This is a genomic window from Deinococcus sp. YIM 134068, from assembly GCF_036543075.1.
GTDB lineage: Bacteria > Deinococcota > Deinococci > Deinococcales > Deinococcaceae > Deinococcus > Deinococcus lichenicola.
Genome location: NZ_JAZHPF010000006.1, coordinates 93,605 through 112,592, shown reverse-complemented (window position 1 = coordinate 112,592; position 18,988 = coordinate 93,605). Strand labels below are relative to the sequence as shown.

18 protein-coding genes are annotated in these 18,988 nt (G+C 66.4%); 13 read left to right on the top strand and 5 right to left on the bottom strand.

The features are described from left to right. The first annotated feature begins 1 nt into the window (after position 1). Positions 2–2,890 carry a hypothetical protein gene (locus V3W47_RS08560; RefSeq protein WP_331824782.1) on the top strand — a complete coding sequence of 963 codons (2,889 nt, stop codon included), beginning with the start codon at positions 2–4 and terminating at the stop codon, positions 2,888–2,890. Between the two features lie 14 nt (positions 2,891–2,904). Here V3W47_RS08560 and V3W47_RS08555 read toward each other — a convergent pair whose 3' ends face one another. The 3 genes from V3W47_RS08555 to V3W47_RS08545 form a co-directional block, all read right to left on the bottom strand. Next, a complete protein-coding gene (locus V3W47_RS08555) occupies positions 2,905–3,549 on the bottom strand; it encodes a hypothetical protein (protein ID WP_331824781.1) in 645 nt (214 codons plus the stop codon). Positions 3,550–3,628: 79 nt separating this feature from the next. Beyond that, positions 3,629–4,192 (bottom strand): hypothetical protein, encoded by a 564-nt coding sequence (locus V3W47_RS08550; RefSeq protein ID WP_331824780.1) that lies wholly within the window; start codon positions 4,190–4,192, stop codon positions 3,629–3,631. Positions 4,193–4,266: 74 nt separating this feature from the next. Beyond that, on the bottom strand, positions 4,267–4,431 hold the full coding sequence (locus V3W47_RS08545; RefSeq protein ID WP_331824779.1) for a hypothetical protein: 165 nt from the start codon (positions 4,429–4,431) through the stop codon (positions 4,267–4,269). Between the two features lie 32 nt (positions 4,432–4,463). Here V3W47_RS08545 and V3W47_RS08540 point away from each other — a divergent pair, with 32 nt between their 5' ends. The 9 genes from V3W47_RS08540 (at position 4,464) to V3W47_RS08500 (ending at position 12,826) form a co-directional block, all read left to right on the top strand. Beyond that, positions 4,464–5,327 (top strand): hypothetical protein, encoded by an 864-nt coding sequence (locus tag V3W47_RS08540; RefSeq protein ID WP_331824778.1) that lies wholly within the window; start codon positions 4,464–4,466, stop codon positions 5,325–5,327. Then, a complete protein-coding gene (locus V3W47_RS08535) occupies positions 5,324–6,217 on the top strand; it encodes a GspE/PulE/PilB domain-containing protein (RefSeq protein ID WP_331824777.1) in 894 nt (297 codons plus the stop codon). Before V3W47_RS08540 ends, V3W47_RS08535 begins: the two co-directional genes overlap by 4 nt. Then, positions 6,204–7,421 (top strand): bifunctional DNA primase/polymerase, encoded by a 1,218-nt coding sequence (locus V3W47_RS08530; RefSeq protein ID WP_331824776.1) that lies wholly within the window; start codon positions 6,204–6,206, stop codon positions 7,419–7,421. The genes V3W47_RS08535 and V3W47_RS08530 overlap by 14 nt, the downstream gene beginning before the upstream one ends. Positions 7,422–7,571: 150 nt before the next feature. After that, positions 7,572–8,633: a hypothetical protein gene (locus V3W47_RS08525; protein ID WP_331824775.1), complete on the top strand. Its 1,062-nt coding sequence runs from the start codon at positions 7,572–7,574 to the stop codon at positions 8,631–8,633. Positions 8,634–8,751: 118 nt separating this feature from the next. Beyond that, entirely contained in the window at positions 8,752–9,642 is an 891-nt protein-coding gene (locus V3W47_RS08520) for a hypothetical protein (RefSeq protein WP_331824774.1), read from the top strand. Then, complete coding sequence (locus V3W47_RS08515) at positions 9,629–11,098, top strand: hypothetical protein (protein WP_331824773.1); 1,470 nt, start codon at positions 9,629–9,631, stop codon at positions 11,096–11,098. Before V3W47_RS08520 ends, V3W47_RS08515 begins: the two co-directional genes overlap by 14 nt. Then, positions 11,095–11,628 carry a phospholipase D-like domain-containing protein gene (locus V3W47_RS08510; protein ID WP_331824772.1) on the top strand — a complete coding sequence of 178 codons (534 nt, stop codon included), beginning with the start codon at positions 11,095–11,097 and terminating at the stop codon, positions 11,626–11,628. Before V3W47_RS08515 ends, V3W47_RS08510 begins: the two co-directional genes overlap by 4 nt. Next, positions 11,625–12,197, top strand: a complete 573-nt coding sequence (locus V3W47_RS08505; protein ID WP_331824771.1) for a hypothetical protein — start codon at positions 11,625–11,627, stop codon at positions 12,195–12,197. The genes V3W47_RS08510 and V3W47_RS08505 overlap by 4 nt, the downstream gene beginning before the upstream one ends. A gap of 116 nt (positions 12,198–12,313) precedes the next feature. Beyond that, on the top strand, positions 12,314–12,826 hold the full coding sequence (locus tag V3W47_RS08500) for a hypothetical protein (protein ID WP_331824770.1): 513 nt from the start codon (positions 12,314–12,316) through the stop codon (positions 12,824–12,826). Here the strand turns inward: V3W47_RS08500 and V3W47_RS08495 are convergent. Continuing rightward, positions 12,779–13,366 (bottom strand): hypothetical protein, encoded by a 588-nt coding sequence (locus V3W47_RS08495; RefSeq protein WP_331824769.1) that lies wholly within the window; start codon positions 13,364–13,366, stop codon positions 12,779–12,781. The genes V3W47_RS08500 and V3W47_RS08495 overlap by 48 nt on opposite strands. Continuing rightward, complete coding sequence (locus V3W47_RS08490; RefSeq protein WP_331824768.1) at positions 13,350–15,413, bottom strand: hypothetical protein; 2,064 nt, start codon at positions 15,411–15,413, stop codon at positions 13,350–13,352. Before V3W47_RS08490 ends, V3W47_RS08495 begins: the two co-directional genes overlap by 17 nt. Positions 15,414–15,547: 134 nt before the next feature. Here V3W47_RS08490 and V3W47_RS08485 point away from each other — a divergent pair, with 134 nt between their 5' ends. From V3W47_RS08485 to V3W47_RS08475, 3 genes are all read left to right on the top strand, one after another. Further along, positions 15,548–15,928 (top strand): hypothetical protein, encoded by a 381-nt coding sequence (locus V3W47_RS08485; protein WP_331824767.1) that lies wholly within the window; start codon positions 15,548–15,550, stop codon positions 15,926–15,928. Between the two features lie 45 nt (positions 15,929–15,973). Beyond that, a complete protein-coding gene (locus tag V3W47_RS08480) occupies positions 15,974–16,363 on the top strand; it encodes a hypothetical protein (protein WP_331824766.1) in 390 nt (129 codons plus the stop codon). Between the two features lie 118 nt (positions 16,364–16,481). Further along, positions 16,482–18,983 (top strand): VirB4 family type IV secretion system protein, encoded by a 2,502-nt coding sequence (locus V3W47_RS08475; protein WP_331824765.1) that lies wholly within the window; start codon positions 16,482–16,484, stop codon positions 18,981–18,983. Positions 18,984–18,988: the final 5 nt, after the last annotated feature.

Genomic DNA, 18,988 nt, shown 5'->3' with positions numbered 1-18,988 from the left:
TATGAAGCTGGTCCCACGCGAGCGTCTCCTGAGCGCACTCTGGCAACAAGATCCACCGCGTGTGGTCTTGCTGCTCGGTCCGTCGGGTTACGGCAAGACCATCCTGATGGTCCAAGCCGCTGACGCGGCCAAGCTCTGCCTCTGCCTCGATCTGCGTGAGATCGAGGGGGATGCCCACAGCCTGGTCGGGGAAATTGCCGAAGCGCTCTCTGGCGCGCATCCTGATGTCGCGCGGGAACTCCACGAGGGCAACGGTGAGCAGACGCTGCCTGCCAAACGGGCCTCCAAGGCACTGGACAAGTTGCCCCCCGCCCTGTTCCTGGTCGACCACGCCGAACGTCTGCGCGCGGACAGCGAGGCGTGGCTGGTGGAGTTGATTCGGACGCTCCCGGCACAGCACCGCGTGATCATTGCGGGGCGCACGCTCGACTCCTTCGAGGTGCCGTACCTGGTGGCCACCGGGCATGTCAGGGTCATTGGCCCAGAGCAGTTGGCCTTCGACGACGACGAACTGCGCCTACTGACGGCGGGCGCGCCCCATGCACTCGATCCGGCCACACTTCAGCAACTGCACGGCTGGCCGCTTGGCGTCGCGCTGGCCGTCACCGGCGCGTACGGGCAGTCGGCCGCCGAGCTGATCAGAGGCCTGCTGCGGGCCCTGCCGCGTGACCTCCAGCGGGTCCTGACGCACCTGGCCCCGTACGACACCTGGACCGACTACCTCCCACAGTCCCTGAGATTGCAGGCTCCGGACAACTGGCTGGGCACCCTGCTCATGGCGCGGTGGCCACTGCTGCAAAACTGCCAGGGTGGGTTCAACCCCCACGAGGTAGTCCTGGGGGTACTCGAGGAGCACCTGCGCCGGGACGAGAAAGAATGGCAACAGGCTTACCGTCAGGCGGCCGAGCGTGCGCTTGCGAGCGAGCGCCCCCTGCACGCCTTCCAATTGCTGCTGAACGTCGGTTTGACCGACGAAGCGACACAAATGGCGGAGCGGGCCGTGCCGACCCTCATGAGCCGCGGCCAGTTCCTGGTAATGCGCCAGGTGTTGGACAAGCTCCCGAAAGAGGTCGTCACCCGGTCACCCGTCCTCGCGCTACATTACGGCCTCGCACACATCGAGACCGAACAACTTCAGGCGGGAATGACGTACCTCCAGATGCTTGCCCAAAGGCCAGAGACTCGCGTCCAGGTGCTGCCGGCTCTCGCCCACGGCCTGTTCCTCCAGGCGCGCCTGCTCGACGCAAAGGGGTTGATCGGCGAGGCCAAAGAACACCTGGAGCAGTACAGCGTCGAGCAGCGACTGGAATTGCTGTCGACTGAGGGCAACATTCTGCGCGAGGTAGGCCACTCCGAGCAAGGGCTCGACCTCCTGCTCGAAGCGGCGCGGCTCGCTGAGCGGCACAACGCGGAAAAAGCGTTGGGCATCGCCATGATCGGGCTCAACGTCTCGTACCTGCGCCTCTCGAAGGTGGACGAGGCGATGAACGCCGTGAAGAAGGCCCACCTGATCTTCGAGCGTCTGGGCATGGTGGGCCGGCTGCCCATCCCGCTGCTGAATGCGGCCATCCTCCATACAGCGAGAGACGAACTGACGCTGGCGAAAGAGTTGCTGGGGCGCGCTTTGAACATTGCCGAGGAGCAGCAGGCGCGGTCCCTCACGTCGGTGTACTTCGCTTTGGGCCGCGTGTGCTTGAAGGAAGGCAAGACTGAGGAGGCCGCAGGGTACTTCATGAAGTCGGTAGAGCGCGCGCGCATCAGTGGCCGCCCCGACCGGCAGTACCTGGCTGAACTTCTCCTCTCGGAGGCCTTGCGTGCCCAATTCCAACATGTGGATGCTGACCGTCACCTCGGGCTCGCCGAGAGCCTGCTGGAACTGCACCCGCAACTAAAAGAGAATTCCACGCTGGCCGGGCTGATCCGGTTCCAGCAGGGGCAACGCGCCTACGCACAAGGACATATGGAGGAGGCTGTCCCGCACTTCCGGGCCGTACCCACGAATGCTGGTGAGATTGGCGAATGGGCAGCCCGGGCCGACCTGTACTGTGCCCTGATTGCCTATGAACAGGACACGCTGACCGAGGGACACATTCGCGCCTTCATGGAACTCCACCGCAAGCAGCAAAGCCGCTGCTACCTTTCCCCCGATCTCGCCGTCATGCGCCCGGTCCTCCGTGAGGCCGTGCGGCAGGGTTGGTTCGTGCCGGAACTTCAGGAGTTGGCGTTCGCCCAGGTGCAGGATCAGCGGCACCGGCTCTACATCAGGACGCTGGGGGCTCTGACGGTCACGCTCGACGGCGAGCCGCTGCCACTGATCGGCAGCAACGTCACCCGCGCCCAGGAACTGATGGCCCTGATGGCCCTTGTTCCCCCGGCCACGGCCAGCGAGCTGCAACGCATCCTGATCGGCGAGAGAAAAGGCGACCACCGCAACGCACTGTCCACCGTGCGCCAGTCGCTGACCAAGGCCACCGGTCTCCAGGCCCCAGTCGTGCAGGACGGCACCCGCCGGTACAAGTACAACGACGAGTTCGAGGTCCGCACCGACATCGACGAGCTGCGGCGAGCCACCCGGACGGGAAATATCCTCGCCATTCGCAAGCTCCTCGGCCAGGCCACAGACTTCCTGCCGGGAATCGACAACGCCTGGGCCGCCGACCTGCGGGAGACGGAGATCCCGAGCGTCCTGTGCGCCGCTTATGGGGTGCTGGGCGCGGAGGCGCTCGAGCGCCGTGCCTTCACGGAGGCGCTGCGGTACTACGAGGCCGTACAGCACCTGAGTCCCGGGGCTCAGGTCCTGCGGACAGTCCTTGAAATCCACCGCGCCCTGGGCGACACCGTCAAGGTGCAGCACACCGAACGCGAACTCCAACTCCTCTTCCCTCACTGACGACAGGCTCGGGATTACGCCAGGGTCGCTGGGACAGGCACCGCGCGGATCAGCAACAGGCGCACGGCTGGCGTGAACGGCGGCACCTCCAGCACCAGACCTTCGAGGCCGTGAACGGGGAGGATCTCAAGCAGCGGCGTCACATCGCTGCGCGAGGCATACGTCTGATAGGCCAGCCAGAACTGCCCGGCAACATCCCGGCAGGACGTTGGGCGGTCGAAGAACACCAGTTGCTGCGGGATGCTCAGTGTGGCCCGGACACGACGAAGCGCCCCCAAGACCACGCGCCGGTCCGTTGTGTCCGTCACGGACTCGAACTCAAACCCCAGCACCGAAAGCGTTGCGCGTTCTGCCTGCACCACTCGGCTGTCTGCCGACAGCACGTCAAGGATGGTGAGCAGGGCTTGCCGCCAATGAACAGTGGAATGCAGGACTTCCAGCTCCTGGCCCAGTCGGTCTTGCACGCTCTTCAGCATGCCAGCCCGACGCAGGCCGCGCTCCAAGTCCTCCCAGCGCTCCCCACTCTCGAAGTTGGGACAGTGCGCGATATAGGTGCCGTCCGGACGACGCCACAGCCGCTCCCCACCCTCACCGACACACAGGTAACCCGCTACCACGGTCGCCAGTCGCTGGTTCAGATGGGAGGACTCGGCAGCCACGGGTGCAGCATAAACGTCTAAAATCACACCCTTGTCACGCAGCCCCACAACCTTTCCACAAGACTTCCACAAGCTTTAGTCAAGATTCCACAGGGTCCCCTCTACGGTGCGCGGCATGGGAGCCGCCCAAGAGCACCGCCGCACCACACACCGTCAACTGATCCTCACGGTGTTGAACGACCCTGACCACCCCTCCCTTTCCCTCACGGAGCTGCGGGAGCAGGTCAATATCACCCTCCGCGCTGGGTACGACACGCTGGCCGCCGTCACCAAGGACCTGTGCGAGGAAGGCCTGGTCAAACGCCACGGCGGCAACGGCGGGCGCTTCATGCTGCCCGAACGTGAAGCGGAGGCGCTGCGCGCCCTGGAATGCCGCGTGCGGACATACCTGGCCGGATGTCCGGAGCCCGTGGCGTACAACCAGCTCTACGCGGACCTGCTGCTGGACAAGACCACCCTGACGACCATCCTGACCCTGATGGCCCGGGAGGGCACGCTGCTCGTGGTGGAAAGCCTCGGTCTGGGCAAGAAGCTCTATCAACTGGCCGAGACCCCAGCGGGCGAGCAGGAAGACTTCGATGTGGAGCTCGCCGATCAGGTGCTGAAAGTGTTCAGGCGCCGGGGCCGCGCCCTCGCCAGTCACGCCGATCTCCAGCGGCTCGGCAGCAAGGCCACCATCAAGCGTTACCTAACCTGCCTCGCCGAGTACGGGCTGCTTCAGGAAACGGGGGGCGGCAACGCGACGAAGTACAGCGTGTACATCCAGGTGGTCCACGGGGCCGGGGTGGTCGCCGAGGTCCTCAAGATCATGGCCCAGGAACTCGGCCAGCCCGCCGCGCCTGCGGCCCCCACCACTTCCCAGACCGTCGTGTCCACCGCCACGACCCCTCTCCACACCCAGGAGACCCCCGACCATGACGAACCCAGCAGCCACACCCGTGCCCACCTCGACCGTCTCGGCCTCGACCACCTCTCGCCCGACGCAGCACCTGTGGCTGCTGGTCCGCAATCTGCCGGACACTCAGAACGTCGAGGTAACGGAGGTGATCGCGCAGAACGGGGCAGGGCGGTCCTTCCAGTACGAGGTCGCGGCTCAGGCAGACCGTCAGGCGCTGCTGGGCAGCGTGCTGCTTCAGGCAGTCAAACGGTGCACGAACAATGGGGTGATCGCCCTGCACAGTCCACACACCGAGTACGTGCGGATCGCCGACCGCCAGGGCAAGCGTCCGCCGGAACTGGCGGGCGCCCTGAAGCGGCACAACCTGACCCTCACGCTGGCGCGGCGCACCAACGGGGTGGGCCTGTTCGCAGAGTACGCCGAGGCTCTGCACGAACACCGAATTCCGGAACTTCCCCCCATGATCGACTTCCAGCTCTACACCGGCTGCATCACCGATGGTCAGGAGGCCTATGTCGGTGCCGTCCTGGTGGGGCAGGGCCGGCTGCACACCTGGCGCAACACGGTCAAGGGTCCCAACCTGACCCTCTCGGAACTGCACGCGGTGCGCTGGGCCTTCAGCACCATGCCTTCCGGGAGCACGGTGGAGATTCACAACCAGTCGCGGGACGCCCGGCGGCTGTGGACCGAGCCCGAAGAGGTGATGGGAGAGCACGAGGCCGACCTGAGGCCCTACATGCTCAGGCTCGCCCAGACCATCTCCAGTAGGCAGATCCGCTTTCAACCTCCCCAGGGGACGGCACACCCGGGACTGTTTCGTCAGCACACGCGCTTGCTGGCAGGCACCCAGTTCGCGGACGCCGCGAGGGAGCGCCCGTGAGCTTCGACCTCCAGACGCTCCAGGCCCGTGGCCTCCTGACGGGGGCGCAGGTGGCGGCCGCCCTGAGCGTTCAGGAGCGGCGCGGCGGAACACTCCTGAGCGCCGTGGCAGAGCTTCTGGGAGAGCAGGCCGGGCAGGTCTGGAAGCAGCTTGCGCAGGACCTGAACTGGCCGTTCTATCCGGACCACAAGGCGCTGAAAAGCCTCGAAGGGCACCTGATCGGCCACAGGACCGCCTTGCGCCTGGGCGTTCTCCCCCATCGTCGGCAACACCTGTCCCTGCACGTGCTCACCCACGACCCCGAGCTGCGGGTGGAGGACCTGCACGAACTGGGCAGCTTCATCACCCTGGAACTCGTCACGCCGGATGTGTACCGCCGGGTGTCTGCGCTGATCTACCCCCGCCTGCCGTACGAGCGGTTCGACGAGTCCGAGGCCCTGGCCATCGCCACCGGGCGCGGGGCGAGGCTGTTCGTGGGCGGCAGCATCGCGGATTGGCGCGGCCGCCGCCTCATCACGGAAACCCAGGCCGCCGAGGCGCAGGCCATCCTGAACGGCTTCGAGTACGTCGATCCCGAGATCAGCCCGCCCGATCCCAGCACCCTCAGCCTGCTGGACTGGGACACCCTGGTGATGCTGCGCGTTTACCCCTACCGGCTGGTGGGTAACCACCTTCAGGTCCTGATGAGCGAACCCAACGACATGACGCTCCGCACGCTCGAGTTCAGCGCGCAGCGCCGGATCGTGCCGGTCATGACGGCCCAGGCTTCCCTGGACCTGCTGCTGAGCGCCAACGCGGAAACAGGGTCGACCATCACGGCCCTCGCGGACATGATCAGCGCGCTGGGGCCGCTGCCGACCCAAGCGGAGCCGTCCGTTGCCAGCGAATAACCTGCTCATTGAGGCGCTGGCAGCCCACGCCGCAGGCCTGGTGGTCATGCCCGTGAACGCGGGCGGAGAGTACGATAAGCAGCCGCACCTCGTGTTGATGGATACCGGGCACCGAGCGCCGAGTCGCAAGTCCCCGGGCCGGTGGGTGCCGTCCTGGCGCCCGCTGATGGAGGAGGCACCCACCGAGGACATGGTGGTGACGTGGTTCCGCCGCCCGGCGGGTAAGGGGCTGGCCTGTCTCACCGGGCAGCGGTCCGGACGGGTCGTGATCGACCTCGACGGCGCAACCGGGGATGAATTCCGCCAGCGCTGGGGGGTGCGGCCCCATGTCCGCACCGGGAGCGGGGGCTGGCACATCCACCTCCCCGCCCCGCCCTGGCGCGTCCCCACCCTGAACAGCAAAAGCAAGGCGGCGCTGGGGGCGGCCTTTCCCGGGCTGGACAGCCGGGCAGACGGTGGTTACGCCATCCTTCCGCCCACGGTCAGCTGCGCCGGGTCGTACACCTGGCTGCGCCCCCTTGCCGACCTGGAAGGGACGGAGTTCCTGCCGGTGCCCGCCCAGGTGCTGCTGGGTCTGGTCGGTCCACCTCGGCAACCTACGGCTTCACCAGCAGTTGCCCAACCTCCTTCCTCACCCGCCGCAGCGGTGAGCCGCCCTCCACCGAACGCCACGCAGGACGCCCTGGACGAGGCGTTGCGGCTGGTGGCCGCCTTCTACGGGCGTGACAACGCCGGGTTCTGGCTGGCGCGCACCCTGCGCGACCGGGGGCACGGCCGCGAGGACGTGAAGGACCTGAAGTTCCACACGCGGGTGCCCGAATACAACGTCAAGGGCGAGACCGAGCCCTACACGCAGGACCACTGGGAGGCGTCGGTGGACTCGGCGTTCACCCGTGCCCCCCGCGTCAAGGCGTCCAAGAAGCCGGAGCCGGTCACCACCCCCGACCGGCTGGTCCGGGTCTGGCCGCACCTGAACGGCGAGGAGCGGCGCCAGGCCCTGCGGTGTGTCGCCGCGAGCTGGACAGCCCAGGGGGAAGTGGACCGCGTCCTGTCCTTTTTCACGGCCCTGGCAGTGCCCGAGGAGGTGATCGCGGCGGAACTGGGCCACCTGACTCAACAACAGGCGCGGGGGATCCTCCTGCCTGGCCTGACGTCGCTCGCCACCCGGCACCTCCCCGGCTGGGAACGCCGCGCCGCGGGTTGACGGCGGAGCCTGGTTCAGACCAAACTGGCCCTTACCAGAGGGTTTCCCAACCGGAGCGCTTTGGTAAACGCACCCCTCCTGCTTAGCAGGAGGGGAAACTTGTTTCTAGTTAGACTGCTCTTGCGTTTACCAAAAACTCAGGAGGAAAGTATGTTGGACCTAGTGCGTCGGCCCTTTGGTTTCGCCTCTGCTCTTGCAGTTGAGGCCCACACGTTCACCACTCCCGGGAACGTTTCGCCCACCTCAGACGCGGTCCTCCGGGATCAGCTCCAGCTGATGCGGGAAGAGATTCGGCGGCAATACGTTCGTCTCTCCAACACCGACCTGGTGTGGCACGCCAACGTGATCAACACGTACAGGGACGTGCATACGCTCTGGCAAGGTGTCTGGGGAAGCACGCCGCCCTACCTCCTCACCCTGGCGTGCCTCGACTGGTTCAGGCATGTCCGGCGGTGGAACACCGAGGCTCACGCCGCGGTGGAGAATCTCTGGCGATTTGCAGCTCCCATCGCTCTCAAAGTGAGCGTGGAAGCCGCACCCCAGTTCTCCAGTTGGCAGGAGGCCTTCAGTTTCGTTGCGAGCAACGGCCTGGAGGTGATTCACCGCTGGAGACCCAGGGCAGGAATCACGTTCCTGAAGTACTTCGAGGAGTCCAGCCGCGCTGAACTTCCGAAGGGGGTGGCGTTCCTGCGCGGCCGCGGTCAGCAGCTTGACCAGCGCCTGCGCACGGTCTGGGCGGCTCGCGCGACACTCCTGGCCTACGGCATCGATCAGGCCATGATCACGCCCGACCTGGTGCTGCGCGAGATTGCAAGCCAGTACACCGTGAAAAAGGAACCGATGCCCCGGCACTGGAACCTGAAGACGGTCACCGAGCTGCTGGAATCCCAGCAGTACGCGCCGATGTGGTCCCTGAACTACAGCGGTGAGGACGATGACCGGATGTACGGTGACACCCTCACGAGCGACGTGGACATCGAGAGCCATCTCGAGACGACCACGATGCACCGCGAAGCCAGGATTGCCACCCGTGCTTTGGCACGTGCTGGACTCTGGCCCCTTGCGATGTCCCTGCCTCTCAAGGACCTGCTGGAAGCTGCGAACAGTGGGACTCAGCCACTGGACGCCTTCTGCCAGGAGTACAACTTGAAGCGGGACGACGCATTGGAGATGGTCAGTCTGATCGGTCACCTGACCCTCTGGACCGACTGATCTCCGAGAGGCAACGCCGTTGCCTGACCTCCAAGGTCACCTCAAAAGCCCCAACACGACGTGTTGACTTTTGAGGTTCTTTTTTTGGCGTGAACCAGTCTCCACCTACGGTGAAGACATGAAAAAGATGCTGCTCGCGTTGTCGCTTTTCGCCACCACGTCCCTGTCGCTCGCCGCCCCGCCCGCCCCGGCACTGGGAGGCAACATCACGACCACGTTCAACGCCCTGGACCTCCAGGACCGGCCGATGGTCCTGAAGATGCACCAGGGAGAGACGTGGCAACTGGACCTGCCCGACGGCGTGGCCAAGATCATCTCCGGCCGCGACGACCAGCTCGACGTGCAGGTGGACTCGAACGTGGTCTTCCTGAAGGCCATCCAGAACACCGGCTGGGGCAACCTGACGATCCGCCTCAAAAACGGCGACTCTATCCAGGTGGTCTACAGCCTGGCAAGTGCCAGCGGCCGTTACATCCGCCGGGTGGTCGTCGAGTACCCGGCGGACCCCGAACTCACCGAGGCGCCCGTGCAGGCTGCACGCCCTGTCTACAGCACCCCGACCACGACGGTGCCCGCCGTCACAACCACCAGGACCTCGGCCGCGCCGGTACCAACCCCGGCGGTCCCCGTGGCGACGGGTCCGCAGGTCGCGCCCGACTGGCTGCGGTTCGGCTTCACCGGCGGCACCCGCAACGGCAACAGCCTGACCCTGGGCTACCGCATCACGAACATCGGGACCGAGACCATCGTGTTCAACCCCCAGGCCGTGCGGATGCAGTCCGGCGCCCAGGCCCTGAAGGTCGCCGTCCTCGGCGACCAGAACGGCACCGTGCGCGTGAACGCCGGACAGACGGTCTACGGCAGCCTGGTCGTCGACACGGCGGGCAGTGTGGCGAACGCGCCCGTCACCTGGAGCTGGATCGGCTCGACGGTCAATGGCGCACGTCAGTACGATGTCGGTGGCCCGCTGACCCTGGTGCTGGCCGGAGCGGGCCATGCGGGGCGGTAGGCTCGGCACGGCCGGGCTGCTGCTGCTGGCCGGTCTGAACGGGGGCGGCGCGGCGGCCCAGACCGGCATCGTGTCCCTGATCGACACGAACATCGCCCCCAACACCCGTTTCTACCGCAACCGCGCACTGATCGAGGTGATCGACCTCCAGTTGCTGAGGAGGTGGCGGGACCAGGGCTGCAAGATCGGCGCGCAGCCCAGCAGCACCTGTCCGACCTTCGAGTTCAGCGTGCCGTTCCTGCTGGATCCCACCGGCCTCCAGAAGAGCAGCCTCGACGTGAGCCGCGACCTGGGCGGCGTCATGCAGTACGAGTGGCAGCGGTTTCAGGACCGGACGCGCTGGGCCGTCAGCATGGACCTGAACAAGAGCATCAGCGCCGCGACCGCGCTGCCCGCGCTGCCCTACGCCACCCGGCCGCTGGGGTGCACGCCCGGGTTGAACGTCGCGGGTGAGGTGGCGATCACGGCGGCCAAGCTGCTGGCCGGAAACCCAGGTGACATCACCAGCACCCCGGCCCCATACGCCCTGAGTGTGCCCGCCGGGAGCACGAACCCCAACTTCAGGCTCCCCAGCAGCCTGAGTTACGGCATGAAGGACGACGGAGTCGCGCTGCCGAACTACCCGTACCCGCGCGTCTCGCGCACCCAGTATTGCCCTGGGCGCGAGATGCCAAAGGTCCTGCCCGATTCGGCCTATCCCCTCCCCGGCAGCGTGTACATGCCCAACACCTCGGTGTACGGGGTGGGCGGACTGAAATACCCGCTGCCCCTGGCCTTCAACTGGGGTGAGGTCCGCAGCCGCATCAGGAACGCCTGTAACCAGGCCGTCAAGCAGTACTACAAGGAATACGTGGACAACGTGCTGAAGGCCGTGGCCACCAAGATGCAAGGCAGCATGCACTGGAACGGCTACACCAGCTGGCAGGGCAACCGCAGCGGCGTGATCTTCGCGCCGGTGGCGGGGAACGTGCCCAACGCTGCCAAGGTGGTCGGTCTGGCCTCGAAGGCCCAGACGCCGCAGTTTGCCGACTACCTCACGGTGCGCACGCCAGCCTCCCAGCTCGTCAGCAACCAGGCCCGCGCGAGCGGCAAGCTGGTACAGCTCGAGGACCTGAAGCGCTGGCTGGAAGTAGGGACCCTCAGGGACACGGCCACCCAGGGCAGCGTCAACCTGTTCCAGACCTGGCAGCAACTCCTCAAGGTGGTCGACAAGCGTCCGCTCACCTTCTACGCGCACGCCCGCTCCTGCACCTTCTGGGGCTGCACCATCGTGCCGGTGCCGATGTTGATGCCGGACACGGTCGTCAATCCCACAGGATGCACCGTCGCCTCCACGGCGGGTGGCCTGGGGACCATGACCTTCACCCTTCCGGTCGCGCGGTTTGCCTGGGTTTCGGTGCCCGAGGGCTTCCCGATCCCGGGCCTGAACGGTCACCCCGAACTGAGGCTCCAGTGAGGCGCTGGCACACCTGGCTCCTGACAGTCACGGCGCTGGCGGGCCTGTCCGCTGCCAGCGCCGTGACCGGCTCGGCCCAGACCCCGCCCAAGCTCTCGTCCAAAGACCGTGCGCAGGCCACGCAGATGATGCGGGAGATGACGGCACGGCCCCAGACCCTGCCCCTGAACCGGGGGGCCCTGTACGGCGACCTGGGCGCGGCCCGCGGCGAGGTCCTGGTCGTGACCTACCAGATGCCGCAGGAGCTCGCCGACGCCCTGGTCAAGGCCGCTCGGGGAGGCGCACGCGTCACGGTGCTGACCGATGCCCGCACCGCACGCAGCATGATGGCCCTGAAAAGCGTGGGGATCGCGCTCTACCGGTCCAGCATCCCCGTGAACCAGGGCATCTTGGTGTACGATTCGGTGGTTCTGACCGGACGCCTGGTGAACAAGGCCGAGCAGGACAGCAGCGCCTTCAGGTCCGTGACCACTGCCAACTCCATTCGGGCCACCTGGCCGACCCTGGTGAAACTCAGTACACGACTATGACCATGAAACTTTTCCTGCTCATCGTCCCCGTCCTGATCTGGAGCTGCAAGGCGCAGGTGCAGAGCGGGGAACGTCAGGCGGTGACCGTCAGCGCGCAGGAGCAGTCGGCAACGAAGCCGTCGGCGCGCGAGGCGGAGCAGGCCATCAACGAACTGATCGCCGACGTGAGGGCGTACACACTGGAGGGCCTCCAGGCGGATTACCGCTCGCAGGATCCGGGACGGCACGAGTTGATGCTCGCGACCGTGCAGGACCCCAACTACCGGCTCCAGCCGGAACTGCGCAGTGAGGGCGGCCAGACCAGTGAGTGGGGAGTGCGGGTCCACCGGGCCAACGCCCAGCCGTTCCTGAGTTACCAGGCCATCCAGGCGGCGGCCACCCGGATCGGTTCGGACACGGTGGGGACACCGCAGGTCACGGCCGAGAAAAATCGCCACGCCGCGAACCAAGTGCGGGCCGGTGCCGCGCCGTACGTGGACCTGTTCGTGCCCGTCACATTCAACCGCGAAGGAACAAGGTGGATCGTTCGGCGTACTCCGCAACTTATCGGCACCCTGACGCAGCCGTAATCCCCTTCACGCAGGGTCTCGGTGACCTCAGACGCCCACCCCAGCGCCGGGTGGTCGAAACTCATCTGGCTTTCTTCCGCGAGGTGGACCGCTGGTCGGCCGTCGGCGCCCATGACGTGACCCAGGTGCTGGGGGTCGAGGAGACCAGGCACCTGGTGCAGGACGGGTACCTCCTGCACTGGCCCAGTCTGATCGGCGGCGTGATGATGTTGGGACCGGCCGCCCTGCGGGTGATCGCCCCGGAGCAGCGGCCCTGGATCGGCAGCTCGACGGAGGCGACCAACCAGGCCTACGTCCGCGAGGGCATCAAGCGGTTGCTGGCCGAGGGGTACACGTACGACCAGCCGGACGAGTACGGACGGCACTGGATATACGCGCCCGGCGGCAGGCGGTGCCTGGTGATGGGCCGGTGCATCGGCGAGGGCTACAGCCCGCGGGCTGTCCGCAGCCTGCTCCAACAACGGCGCTCACACCTGCTCTCCCAGAACGCGGGCCTCCTGATCGTCACGCCGACCCTGGCCCGGCTTTCCCGGCTGGCGGGTGCCCATCCTCACCTGGTCGGGCTCTACCGCCTGCCGCTGTCAGAAGTTCAGATCGGTCCCCGCGCTGTCCCACCAGTTCACGTGTAGGACCTGCACGCCGTGGGAAGCGAGGGTCTCAACCAGATTCCGTGATCTGACCCGGCTGGTCACGCCCCACACCAGCCCGGCGTACTTCCCGCTGAAGGCCTCGCGTTTCTGCCGGACGACGCGGCCACGGTAGGAGCCCGTGTCGAACTCGATGGCCACCAGGTGCGGCCCGAGCGTGAGGACGGCGTCCGGCTTGCCCACCTTCCCCAGAGCGGCGGCGTCGGAGCGCCACTGCTCGGGCGGATACCCCAGCCGCAACCGAATCTCGGCGGTTCCGCACAGGTGCCCGATCTGCTCCGGGCTGAGGCGCCGGGGCAGACGCGGTGCGGACGTGACGAACCAGATCAGCTGCCGGGAGGTCTGGGTCCGGAAGATCGGCTGCACCACTGCACTGAAGCAGATGAACTCGCGGCCCTGCAACTGCCCCAGCTCCAGATCGAAGTAGCGTTTCAACTGAGAGGCGCTCAGGACCCGGTCGGTCCTGAGCGCTGCTCGCAGCCGGGCGAGTTTGCCCAGAAGAGGATTACCGCGGGGCGCCATCACCCGCCACGCTTCCGCCGCCGAACAGGATGTTGATGGGAGTTCCGCGGTCGATGTGGCCCAGGGTAACAACCGAGGTGGTGGTGGCGGGCAGCTTGAAGCTGTTCACGGCCCCGCCGAGCAGGGACAGCCAGAAGTTGGGCGGCGCCTTGGTGACGACCGTTGCCCCGTTGCCGATCACCGTGGTCCCTGCCTGCAACTGGGCGTTGGCCGCCTCCTGCACGCCGGAGAGCGTGCCGCGCACCGCGTCGATGGCCGCTGCGGGTGCCGAGGGGCGGAAGCCAGGCTTCACGCCGAGCGTGCCGTCCGTGGAGACACCGCTCGCGCGCACCGGGATCACCCGTCCGTCGGGCAGGGCCAGTTCCGTGAAGTTCATCTGGACCCGCGCGGAACCGTCGAGGGTGGCCGTACCCCTCCACACGTAGTTGCCCTGAGCGGCGGGGGTGTTCACGAAGAACTCCACGCTGGCCCCCTCGATCAGGTCGAGGGCGACGACCATGTTGGCGGGGATAAGCTGACCCATCTGGAAGGGAGAGGGAGAGACGGCAGCGGGGGCGGGGGGAGTGGCCTGCCCGTTCTGCCCGTTCTGCCCGTTCTGCCCGTTCCCCTGGGTGGCTGGCGCCGCATCCGTCTGCGCGCCAGCGGTGTAAAGCACCTTCGAGCGGCCGTCTTGGGTCGGGGCAGGTGGGGTACCGGCCGTGGCCGTCGTCTGGCCGTTCTGAGCGGCCTGCGCCTGGGGCTCGGCCTGTCCCGGATTCTGGTTCTGACTGGTGCCGTAGGACGTGATTCGGTTCGTGGCCTTGGCGTCGTAGATGACCCCCAGATTCCGTGAACGTGTGCCGCGGGTCGCTCCCGCTCCTCCTGGGTTGCCTGTCCCCTCCGCCCCCTGACTGCCCCCGGAGTTGGCCGTGGACGCTTCGCCCTCACCAGCCGTGCCGCCCACCGAGAGCACCGCCATGCGGCCGGTACGCGGTGCATCTGCCTGCTGCCCGTCGGCCGCTGTATAGGCAACATTGATCCGTGGCGCGGCCGCGCGTCCTGCCGTTCCAGGAGAGGAGGTGGGTGCGGCCACGGTGGCGGGGGCGTTCGAGTTCGGCGCCGAACTCGGCTGACTTCCTGCGAAGTTCTCAGACACCTGCGTGGGTGGGGGTGTTGCGGGCGTCACCGTCACAGGGGGGATGTACGCGGTACTCCAGTCAGGCTCAGGAATGGCCGCTGGCGTGCTGTCGGCAGGTGGAGGAGCGAAGACCACGGGCGCGGCGGGAGCGTCGGGGATGACGATGGTGTCAGGAGGAGTGTTGCTCACGGCGGGCGGCGTGTAGGCCGTGGAGGTGTCCGCTGCCGGGGGGGGCGTGTAGACGCTCGAACTGCTGGGCGGCGAGTAGCTGGAGGACGTGTCGTTGGCGTAAGACGGCGCGGTGTAGGACGGCGCGGTGACCTGTGACTCCGTGGGGGCCACAGTCTGCCCCGTGCCGATCCCCGGCGTGGACCCTGTGGACGAACCTGGCGCGGGGGCCAGCGGGCTGGTCTCCACGGGCTCCGTCGGAAGGCGCGGGGGGCCACCGGCACTCTCGGTGTCGCTGCCTGCCTGCACGTTCTCCGACTGGGCCGCGCCCGGAGAGGTGGTCGTGGTCCTGGCCGTCACCGTCTTGGGCTGCCGCGGCCAGAACATGAAGGTGCCCAGCGTGCCGATCAGCAGGCCTGCACCGATGATGCCCAGCCGCCGCGCGTCAGGCACCGGTGCCCCGTTGGGGGTCCGGCGCGTGACTCTGGCCGTGATGCGCTCCACGAACGACTCCCGGCCGTCGATGGCCCGGGCCTGCTCCTGGAGGAGGGCAGAAGCGCGGACCTCGGATTCGGGGATGCGGGCGAGGCTCACCCGGGTCGCCAGGCTGGGGTTCTTCGCCCTCAGTTGCTCCATAAAGGCGGCGTAGTCCGGGCTGTTGGGATCGCGCGGGATCTCCAGGCCCAGCGCCTCGACCTCACTGCTCAGCGTGTCCACCACTTCGGGATCGTAGATGTACGTCTGGGGCTCGGGATGCGTCATGCCCCCACCCTAAGTGCGAGCTGGTTTCGCCCAGGGACAGCAGAGGGCCGGAGCGCACTGGCGGGAACCTGAATCCAGTTAGAAATCTGGTGTGTTCGCAGTATCCGTGAACGGCGCGAACTCTGGAGGTATGTATGAATCAGGAGCTTACCATCAACCAGCGTTCCGCCGCCTTCTGTGCCCGCCTGGGCATCAGCCCCCTGACCCTCATCACCTGGATGGGGATTCTCGCGGCAGCCCTCCTCTTCAGCGTCGCGTTCGCCGCCAACCCGTTCGACACGACCTTCGCGCAGCAGGGAAAAACCGGGTGCGGCTGGATCGCCTCGTTTGTCAGCAGCATCCTGGTGCGCATCGTTTTTTTCGGCATGGCGATCATCGGTTTCGTGATGGGCCTGGCGCGGCTGCGCGGGGGTTGGGCGACCTGCGCCGTGGGCATCGTCGGCGGCATCCTCTCCCTTCAGGCCATCCCGCTCGGCAAGAACCTCGGCATCGTTCCGCCCCAGTGCGGCCTGTAAGCCCCCGTCAAACGTCGAGTCTTGTGAACGGAAACAGGTGAGGACGTGGAGTACGATCCGATCTACCGTTTCAATCAGGAACCGGAATGGCGCTTCGGCATCACCTGGCCGAAGCTTGGCAAGGCGGGTGGGGTGGCCTTTCTCGCGTTCCTGCTGCTCTCAGGCTCCCTCGAAGGGATTCCCCTTCTCGCCGTGCTGCTGGGCGTGCTGGTCGGGACGTACCTCGCCCTCGCCGCCTACCAGCGCCTGGTCCCCCACAACTACATCAAGAACCTCTTCTATTACGTTTCGACCCCAATGGTCCTGGAAGTTACCAACGACAGCAAACCCCTGCCGCTCTCGGTGCCCAGGTATGCCGAGGTGGCCCCTCCCAAGGACAACCGGCGCAGGTCTGCCCGCACGGCACCCGCACCCATCCAGGACGCCAAGGCCTGAACTCTCTCTGCCCGACCCGCCCCCACCAGGGTGGGTCGATTCCCATTGGTGCCAACCAGAAAGAATTTACGGTGGGCCTATGTCCTTTCTGACAAGTCTTCGGGATGCCCTGACGCCTGTGCGCCAGACCAGTTGGACCGAGAAGTCCCCGTTGCTGGGAATCCGCCAGGGGGTCCACGTCGCGCGGAACGGCGCTGCCGAGATCGGCTTCGAGTTCCATCTTCCGAACGCGCTGCAAGTGTCCAATGCCGTACGTGACAGCATCAAGCACACCAACAACATCCTGCTGAGCCAGGCCCTGCCGGTCGGCTCACGCGGACGCATCATCATCGAGAACCGCGACATGTCCGAGCAGGAGGTGTGGGGCTCTATGCTCCAGGCCCAGGGTCAGCAGGACATCCTGGGCGCCGTGGTGCAGGCGGACAACGACCTTCTGGAACGTGACCGCCGCGCCGGGAAATTGAAGCGCACGCGTTATTACCTCACCGTCAAGGTCAACCGCAAGACCCCGAAGAACCGCAGCCTGTCCGAACGGGAACTTGGTGCCCTGACCGACTACTGCAACGCCTACGCGGGCCGGTTGGGCGACGCCATGCACGCGGCCGGTCTGTCGCCCCGCCGGATGCAGACGCAGGACATTGCCAACCTGATCTACAGCTACCGCAACAAGCAGTTCGGCGACATGCCGGGCGAGTACCGCAGCGTGGTCCCCACCGGCGACGCCTCGGTCCGCTCGCTGCAAGCCGACGACCGCATTCAGCTTCCCTCCCCGCGCCGCCAGCTCACGGAAAGCTCGGTGGACAAGTCCAATCCCGGGTTTCTGGTCGTGGGCACTCGCCTGGTCAACGTCGTGAGTTACTCCGAGGTGGGCGAGGGCACGCAGAGCGGGATGCTGGAGCAGCTCCTGGCCGCCCTGCGGGACGTCGAGCATTACCTGATCATCGATTTCGTCATCGTCGATCCCACCACCAAGAAAGCCGCCCTGGCGTACAAGGCCGAAGGGGCCGCCAATACCCTGGCCGAGGGAGGCGGTTCCGCGAACAGGGCGATCTCCGACGAGATGGAGGAGGCGCTGTACGCCATCACGCGCGGCAAGGCCAAGATGGTGAACTTCGGACTGGCCATGGTGATCTACGCGCGGACGCAAGACGAGCTGAACTACGCCACCAACCGGGCGCGCGCGGAGATGGGGCAACTGGGAGGGGCGCTGGCCCGGGTCGGGAACGTGGACAACATCCGGCAGTACGAACTGCTGGAACCGTTTGGCGGTCTCACCAACCAGTACCTGTTCGACGGCCGCACGATCAATGTGGCCGGTCTGATCCCGCAGGTGGGCGCCTGGGAGGGCACGCCAGACCCCCTGGTCGTCTTCCGGAACCGGCACGGCGGGCTCACGCCGATCAACCAGGCGGTGGGAACCAACAACTCCGGGACGTTCATCATCGGCACGGCAGGCAGCGGCAAGAGCAACCTGAACATGACGTTCCTGCTCAACGTGCGCGCCATCGGTGGCAAGGTCTATATCCTGGACCTCAAAAAGGATTACGACGCCGTGGTGGAGGCGGTCGAGGGCGAAATCATCGAAATTCGCCCGGGTGCCGTGCTGCCGAACGGCAAGCCGGTGTGCATCAACATGTTCGACCTCCCCCCGGGTCAGATTACCGCGACGGCGGAAAAGCGCGGACTGCTGATGGGCATGTTCAAGGCGCTGCTGATGCCCAGCGGCGGACTGGGGACGCTCGACTACACCATCCTCACCAGCGCGCTCGAAGCCGCCTACGACCTGGCGGTCACGCGGATTCCCACCGGGGACGGAAGGTACCGCGAAGAGTTCAAGGAGTTCTACCTCGCGGACTTCGTGCGGATTCTCAGGAACCTGCCAACCGTGGCGGGCGTCGCGCCGAACAAGACCATGCAGGACGCCATCGACATCCTAAGCGCCCGGCTCGGGGCCTTTATAGGCAAGGGGGAACTCGCGTCTTTCCTGAACGGCCCCACGACGGTCCGCATCGGAAGCGACGTGACGAGTTTCAACATTTCCGCCATGCGCGACGAGTCGGCCCGAGAACTGCGGCGCATCGGAATGATCCTGCTCGTCGACCTGATCTGGCGCAGCGGCCTGGACAACCCGGGCGTAATCAAGTACCCCGTGTTCGAGGAACTGGGAGCGATGGCCGAGATCGAGGAGGCCGCGAAGTTCGTGGCCGAGATGTTCAAGGTCGGGCGCACCTTCGGTTTCTACCCGGTCGGGCTCAGCCAGGAGATCGGGGACATCGAGAACATGAGGGGTATCATCAACAACAGTGCCCTGCGCCTGATCGGCAGCGTCACGCCTGACGAGGCCGAGAAGATCGTGACCACCCTGAAGCTGAACGAGGCCACCCACGCCAACATCAACAGCCTGGGCGGCGGCGCCAACTTCCGTGAGTACGTGGCGATCATGGAGCTGTCGAACGGAGAGACGGTCGGTGACGTCATCCAAAACCACCTGACCCCGCTAAAGCGCTGGTTGACCAGCAGCCACCCGGCGGATAAGGAACGCCGCGAGGAGTACACCCGTCGCCTGGGCGGCAACCGGATGTCTGCGGTGATGGCCCTGGCCGGTCATTTCGTCAACTGACGTAC

Excerpts from the sequence above, each read along its gene's own strand:
- V3W47_RS08560 (WP_331824782.1), top strand. The coding sequence starts at position 2 with ATGAAGCTGGTCCCACGCGAGCGTCTCCTGAGCGCACTCTGGCAACAA.
- V3W47_RS08540 (WP_331824778.1), top strand. The coding sequence starts at position 4,464 with ATGACGAACCCAGCAGCCACACCCGTGCCCACCTCGACCGTCTCGGCC.
- V3W47_RS08525 (WP_331824775.1), top strand. The coding sequence starts at position 7,572 with ATGTTGGACCTAGTGCGTCGGCCCTTTGGTTTCGCCTCTGCTCTTGCA.
- V3W47_RS08520 (WP_331824774.1), top strand. The coding sequence starts at position 8,752 with ATGAAAAAGATGCTGCTCGCGTTGTCGCTTTTCGCCACCACGTCCCTG.
- V3W47_RS08515 (WP_331824773.1), top strand. The coding sequence starts at position 9,629 with ATGCGGGGCGGTAGGCTCGGCACGGCCGGGCTGCTGCTGCTGGCCGGT.
- V3W47_RS08505 (WP_331824771.1), top strand. The coding sequence starts at position 11,625 with ATGACCATGAAACTTTTCCTGCTCATCGTCCCCGTCCTGATCTGGAGC.
- V3W47_RS08495 (WP_331824769.1), bottom strand. The coding sequence starts at position 13,366 with ATGGCGCCCCGCGGTAATCCTCTTCTGGGCAAACTCGCCCGGCTGCGA.
- V3W47_RS08490 (WP_331824768.1), bottom strand. The coding sequence starts at position 15,413 with ATGACGCATCCCGAGCCCCAGACGTACATCTACGATCCCGAAGTGGTG.
- V3W47_RS08485 (WP_331824767.1), top strand. The coding sequence starts at position 15,548 with ATGAATCAGGAGCTTACCATCAACCAGCGTTCCGCCGCCTTCTGTGCC.